This is a genomic window from Lapillicoccus sp., from assembly GCF_025353065.1.
Classification (GTDB): Bacteria; Actinomycetota; Actinomycetes; order Actinomycetales; family Dermatophilaceae; genus Lapillicoccus.
Map to the genome: position 1 here is coordinate 1 of NZ_JANXRJ010000229.1, position 6104 is coordinate 6104.

Genomic DNA, 6104 nt, shown 5'->3' on the forward strand with positions numbered 1-6104 from the left:
CGACAACGCGGCGCTCGGGGTGGTCCTGGCCGGGCTGACGGTCGGTTCGGTGGCCGGTCTGGGCGCGTCGGCGGCCGTGCTGTCCTGGCTCGGGTCCCGACGCGGGATCTGTGCCGGCCTGTGGTGGACGGGTGTCGCGATCGCGGTCATCGGCGCCGGCGCGGCCGGCTCGGTCGCGGTCACCACCGTCGGGTTCGTCATGGTGGGCTTCGGGATCGGCGCCGTCCACGTGATGATCAACGTCGAGGGTGCCGCGGTGGAACGCGCCGCCGGGAGGACGCTGCTGCCGCTGATGCAAGCGGCGTGGTCGGCGGGCGCGATCGTCGGGGCGGGGATCGGCGCCGGCTGCGCGGCCCTGAGCGTCGGCGTGCAGTGGCAGTTCCTCGGGGACCGGCCAGGCGTGGCCCGCCCCCATGTCGTCGGCCACCTCCCACGCCGCCTCGAGGTCACCCTCACTCATCGCGAGCTCGACCAGCAGGGCGCCGTTGCCGACTCGCTCGCTGAGGGCGCGAGCCCGGACGAGAGCCCAGTCCCGTTGCGGCTCTAAGTCGCCCACGCGCAGAGCACACCCCAGCAGCACCTTGTATGCCGCCGCGCCGGGCTCACGCTCGAAGAGCGCCGGCAGCATCGTGAGGGCGTCGTCCGTCCGCCCCTCCTCGACGTAACGGGAGGCGACATCCTGGGGGTCGAGCCAGTACCCGTGCGACCCCGACATGCGGAGCGACATGCGGCCGTCCCGCACGGCCCGGTCGACGACAGCCATGCCCTCGTCGAGCCGCCCGGCCGCGTCGAGGCGCACCAGCATCGCGCCGTACTTCGGGTGCTCCCCCCGTCCCAGGATCTCGACAGCCGCGTCGACGTCTCCGTCGTGGTCGGCGAGCTCGAGCAGCATCTGGTCGATCTGGTAGCGCGACGAGTGCGAATCGGACCGGCGGGCCTCGTCGATCGCGGCGACCCCCTTGCGATAGATCGCGAAGGCCTTGGCGTCGAAGGCCGGCGCGAAGGCGGCGAGCTCGAGGTCGGGCCAGCCGGGCGAGGTCTCACGGAACTTGACGAACCACCGCGCCAGCTTGGACGGATCGGGGTGTCCCTCGCGGCAGGCGCGAGCGTAGAGGTCACCGGCCCGCCGGCAGGCGTCGCCGAGCGCTCCGCCGGAGTCGTCGGCCTGCTCGAGGATCTTGCGGAGACGGGTCAAGGCCTTCTGCAGCGGCGCGAGAGTGAGGTCGGCGCGGCCGGCATCGAGGTGGGACTCGAGGTCGTCGAGCGCCTCCGTCGCCTCGTCGGCGATGCGGAACGACCGGCGGTAGTCCACGAAACCGCTGGCACGCAGGGCCGCCGTCACCGTCTCGAGCAGCTCGGCCTCGATGACGTCGGTGGCTCCCGTGGCCAGTGCGGCGCGGTTCTGGAGCAGCCGTGTCCCCTGGTCGCTGGTCGCGGCGAGCTCGACGACCAACGAGAGCAGGTCGGCGCTCCCGAGCGTGGTGAGCCACTGCTCCACGGGCGAGAGGTCCGACGCGCCGCCGGGGTTGGCGGGCGGCGCCTCGCTGCGGGCTTCGTCGAGCGCCGCGAGGCCGAGGGCCACGAGGTGTCGGCAGAGGAGGTTGGTGCGTGACGCGTCGCAACCGCAGGCGCTGCCCAGCTTGCCGCCCGACCAGTCGAGCGCGACCTCCCGGGTGGGCCGGCCCGTGACCCACCCGCTGGCGCGGCCCGGCTCGAGGCTGACGTCGACGACCTGGTCGAGCAGGCCCTGACCGGCGGCGAACTCGTCGGGGTTGGCGTGTCGACGCAACACCGCGGAGCTGAGGAAGCCGTCGACCACGATCGCCATGGCCCCATCCTTGCCGACGGCAAAAGACAAAGCGCACCGGAGGGATCGAGTCCGCGGTCGGCGCCTGCCAGGCTGAGCAGGAGGGGCGCGCGTGAACTACGAGGGCACCTCGAGCCGCACGCCGAAGCGCTGGAAGTCGCGATCGAAGCTGACGACGGTGGCCCCGTGCTCAAGAGCCAACGCCGCGATGTGGGCGTCCGTGGTGAGGTTTCCAGCAGTGCCTGCCTCCTCAAGCAGACCACGAAGGAGAGCCGGGTGCCTTTTGGTCGGCTCCGGCACCAAGGTGACGGCCCGCGCGAGCCACGTGTCGACGATGTCCATGGCCATCGTCAGCGGCAGGGGCGACGAGGCCCAGTGGCGACTTGTGCTGATCCGGATGAAGCCCAGGAGGCACACCCAAGGAATGGCGACCGCCTCCGATCCGGTGAGGGCCCCGTCGAGCCAGCGGCGAGCGACAACGTGCTGGCGTGCCGTTGAGTTCACCGAATAGAGCAGCACATTGGTGTCGACGATCCTCATCGGCCGGCCTGGAGCTTGCGAATGGTCTCCTCGTCTTCCATGTCAGCCAGGATGCGGTTGGCGTGGGTCGCGTCGAGCAGAAACTCGCCCATGGCGAAGGTGGGGGTCTCGTAAGCGGGGTCCGCCGGCGACGAGGTAGACAGCGCAGACCGTAGGACGTCGTTGACTGCGACCTTGAAAGACACCCCACGTTCAATCATCAGGCGTTTGAGAAGTGCCTCGACATCAGGGTCGAGCGTGATCGTGGTCCTCATCCGGCTAGTGTTGCATCAAGACATCAAAATGTCGATGTCCGAGAATCATGCCAATCTCAGGGACGAACAGGACGAGGCCGTATGCCGCCGAGCGGGCGGCATACGGCCTCAGGTTCGAGTCAGCCCAGCAGTCAGGCGACGCGCTTCTGCGGCGCGGTCTCCTTCGTCTTGCCGGCGTCCCGCTCGACGATGTCGCCGAGCACGTCGTCGATCTTCGCCATCAGCGCGGGCTCGAGCTTCACCCCAGCCGCCTTGACGTTCTCCGCGACCTGCTCCGGCCGCGACGCCCCGACGAGTGCCGCCGCGACGTTCGGGTTCTGCAGCACCCAGGCGATGGCCAGCTGCGCCATCGTCAGGGCGGCCTCGTCGGCGATCGGCTTCAGGCCCTGCACGCGGGTGAGGACGTCGTCGTTCATGAACCGCTTGATCATGTCGGCGCCGCCCTTCTCGTCGGCGGCGCGCGACCCCTCCGGCGCCTTCTCACCGGGCAGGTACTTGCCCGACAGCACACCCTGCGCGATCGGGCTCCACACGATCTGGCTGACGCCGACCTCCTCGCACGTCGGGACGACCTCGTCCTCGATGACGCGCCACAGCATGGAGTACTGCGGCTGGCTCGAGATGAGCTGGAAGCCGAGCTGCTTCGAGAGCGCGACGCCCTCGCGGATCTGGTCGGCCGTCCACTCGCTGACCCCGATGTAGAGCGCCTTGCCCTGCCGGACGACGTCGGCGAACGCCTGCATCGTCTCCTCCAGCGGCGTCTCCGTGTCGTAGCGGTGCGCCTGGTAGAGGTCGACGTAGTCGGTCTGCAGCCGCGTCAGCGAGCCGTTGATCGACTCCATGATGTGCTTGCGCGACAGGCCCGTGTCGTTCTTGCCGGCCGGGCCGGTGGGCCAGTAGACCTTCGTGAAGATCTCCAGGCTCTCGCGCCGCTCGCCCTTGAGCGCGTCGCCGAGGACGGTCTCCGCCTTCGTGTTCGCGTAGACGTCCGCTGTGTCGAACGTGCTGATGCCGGCCTCGAGCGCCGCCTGCACGCACTTGGTCGCGACGTCGTTCTCCACCTGGGACCCGTGGGTCAGCCAGTTGCCGTACGTGATCTCCGAGATCTTGAGTCCGCTGTTGCCGAGGTATCGAAATTCCATGCCGACACCGTATGCCGCGCGGCTGACAGGCCCGCCCCACCCCCGTCGCTGCCGCCGGTTCCACACCGCGGTCCGCGGCTCGCAAGCCGCCACAACCCCTGTGGATAACCGAATTCGACGCCCGCTGACACGGCAGACTCTGAGAGTCACAGCAGCCGAAGGGGAGCCGATGAGCGAAGACATCGATGTGGACGAGGCCCTGCACGCGGCGATCCTGCGCACCTTGGTGCGCCAAGGACGGACGCCGCTCGAGCTTCTTGTCCGTCAGATGCGCAAGGAGAGACGTGACGCGCGGGTCGACGCGGAGGCGGTCTACCAGTGCGTGACCGGCAGCAGCCTGCTCGTGGGGCACCCCGGCGGGGAGGTCGGGACCCTGCTCGAGGTGCTGGAGGGGCACGTCCTCACGCAGCGGGTGCCGGGCCCGACCGCCGGTCGAAAGGACCTCTGGTGCACCACGGCGCTGCAGCCCTTCCTCGCGTGGTGCTCGGTCCTGCCCCTCCCGTTGCTCAGTGGTGGCGAGCTGACCGCCGCAGAGTTCGGGCACTCCGCGTTGATCGGTCCGCCCGGGTGGCTGCCGTCCGCGGAGCCCGGGGACCTCCTGGCCCTACAGATCGAGGGCGGTGAGCTCGGTATCACGCTCGTGGATCGCGACGCCGACACGAAAAGTGAGACCGGGCCAGTAGGGCAACAGGACCTCCGCCGCCTCCTCGCCCGCCACTACGACGTCTTCCGGATCTACTCCCTCCATACGTGGTCGCTGCCACGTCCGGGCGAGCTCATCGCCGCCCTCACGCACGCGCTGCTCGAGCGGCCCGAGATCCTCAGACAGCCAGGGGTGCCGCTCGACGAGCTGCTCTACGACCCGCTCAACCAGCAGGACATCGACCATCACTGGCGCGACGCCAACGCCTGGAGGACGGACGAGACCGTCTCCTTCTGCATCACGGGGATGCCGGAGAACCTGCACGGCGAGATCCGACGACGCGCTGACGCCTACGGGATGTCGGAGGACCAGTACGTGATCGCCGTCCTCGGCCACCTCGCGTGGCGGACACCCTTCGCGGAAGACCTCGGCTCGCTCGACTCCTGGGTTCCCGAGGAGTCAGTCGAGGCCGGCGGGGGCGAGGACGCCGCCGGCCGAGTCGCCCAGATGCGTCCCCTGTGACCTGGCGGGGCAGCTCCGACGACCAGGCTGCGAACGCATGGCGCAGCAAGCACCCGGCGGACGCTCCAGCCATGGAGGTCTCGGTGACGACGCTACGAGGCGAGCTCGCTGCGGGGATCCTTCGCGCCCGCGACGGCGAGGAGGTCGTCGTCACGGATCACGGCATCCCGGTCGTCCGAAAGGTGGGCGTCGGGTCCGCAACCCTCCTGGAGGACCTGACTCGGCGCGGCATCATCGACCCGCCCAAGTCAGCGACCCGGATCGATCCCCGCGACGTCCTCCGACCGGTCCCTCGTGGGTCGGTCTCGGACCTCGTGAGCGAGCAGCGCCGCGAGCCATCACCACCAGATCCCGTCACCAGCGCCCGTGCACGTGCTCCCGGACCTGCTCGTCGTAGATCGTCTTCAGTCCGGCGAGCACCTCAGCCGACAGCGGGTCGAGATGGCCGGCAGCCACGTTGCCACGCACCTGCTCGGCGTTCCGGGCGCCCGGGATGACGGTCGACACACCCGGCTGGTCCAGGATCCAGCGCAGCGCCACCTGCGCCGTCGGCACCGGAGCCACGAGCTCGGTCACCGACCGCGCCGCCCGCACCCCGACCTCGAACGGCACCCCGGCGAAGGTCTCACCGACGTCGAAGGCTTCACCCCCGCGGTTGTAGGTCCGGTGGTCGTCGGCGCCGAACGTCGTGCTCTCGTCGTACTTCCCCGACAGCAGCCCACTCGCCAGCGGCACCCGCGCGATGATCCCGACCCCCGCCGCCACAGCAGCAGGCAGCACCCGCTCGAGCGGTTTGCGCCGGAACGGGTTGAGGATGATCTGCACCGTCGCGACGTGCGGCCGCGCGATGGCGGTCAGCGCCTCGTCGCACGTCTCCACCGACACCCCGTATGCCGCGATCGCCCCCTCCGACACCAGGGTGTCCAGCGCGTCGTACACCTGGTCGTCGGAGTAGACCGAGGTCGGCGGGCAGTGCAGCTGCACGAGGTCGAGGCGCTCGACCCCGAGGTTGCGCCGGCTGCGGTCCGTCCACCCGCGGAACGCCTCGAGCGTGAACGCCTCGGGCACGAACGGGTCGGCGCGGCGCCCCATCTTGGTCCCGACGGTCAGGCCTGCGTCGGGCACCTCGCGCAGCAGCCGCCCGATGAGCGTCTCGCTGCGACCGTCGCCGTAGACGTCGGCCGTGTCGAGGAAGG

The 6104-nt window shown here is 70.0% G+C and carries 6 protein-coding genes and 1 pseudogene; 2 read left to right on the forward strand and 5 right to left on the reverse strand.

Going from position 1 to position 6104, the window contains the following annotated elements; all coding sequences use genetic code 11:
* From Q0R63_RS17530 to Q0R63_RS17545, 4 genes are all read right to left on the reverse strand, one after another.
* Positions 1-1828: DUF6880 family protein (locus tag Q0R63_RS17530; protein WP_295700159.1), on the reverse strand; the 1828-nt coding region annotated here is incomplete at its 3' end.
* A gap of 96 nt (positions 1829-1924) precedes the next feature.
* Positions 1925-2347: a TA system VapC family ribonuclease toxin gene (locus Q0R63_RS17535; RefSeq protein ID WP_295700163.1), complete on the reverse strand. Its 423-nt coding sequence runs from the start codon at positions 2345-2347 to the stop codon at positions 1925-1927.
* A complete protein-coding gene (locus tag Q0R63_RS17540) occupies positions 2344-2601 on the reverse strand; it encodes a CopG family transcriptional regulator (protein WP_295700165.1) in 258 nt (85 codons plus the stop codon). Before Q0R63_RS17540 ends, Q0R63_RS17535 begins: the two co-directional genes overlap by 4 nt.
* Positions 2602-2732: 131 nt before the next feature.
* Positions 2733-3743 carry an aldo/keto reductase family protein gene (locus tag Q0R63_RS17545; RefSeq protein ID WP_295700168.1) on the reverse strand — a complete coding sequence of 337 codons (1011 nt, stop codon included), beginning with the start codon at positions 3741-3743 and terminating at the stop codon, positions 2733-2735.
* 169 nt (positions 3744-3912) lie between these two features.
* Between Q0R63_RS17545 and Q0R63_RS17550 the strand changes: the two genes are divergently transcribed.
* Together Q0R63_RS17550 and Q0R63_RS24665 are read left to right on the forward strand one after the other, a co-directional pair.
* Complete coding sequence (locus Q0R63_RS17550; protein WP_295700171.1) at positions 3913-4908, forward strand: hypothetical protein; 996 nt, start codon at positions 3913-3915, stop codon at positions 4906-4908.
* 71 nt (positions 4909-4979) lie between these two features.
* Positions 4980-5075, forward strand: a pseudogene (locus Q0R63_RS24665) (type II toxin-antitoxin system prevent-host-death family antitoxin); the annotation flags it as partial.
* A gap of 187 nt (positions 5076-5262) precedes the next feature.
* On the opposite strand, the gene Q0R63_RS17555 reads toward Q0R63_RS24665, so the two are convergent.
* Positions 5263-6104: aldo/keto reductase (locus Q0R63_RS17555; RefSeq protein ID WP_295700173.1), on the reverse strand; the 842-nt coding region annotated here is incomplete at its 5' end.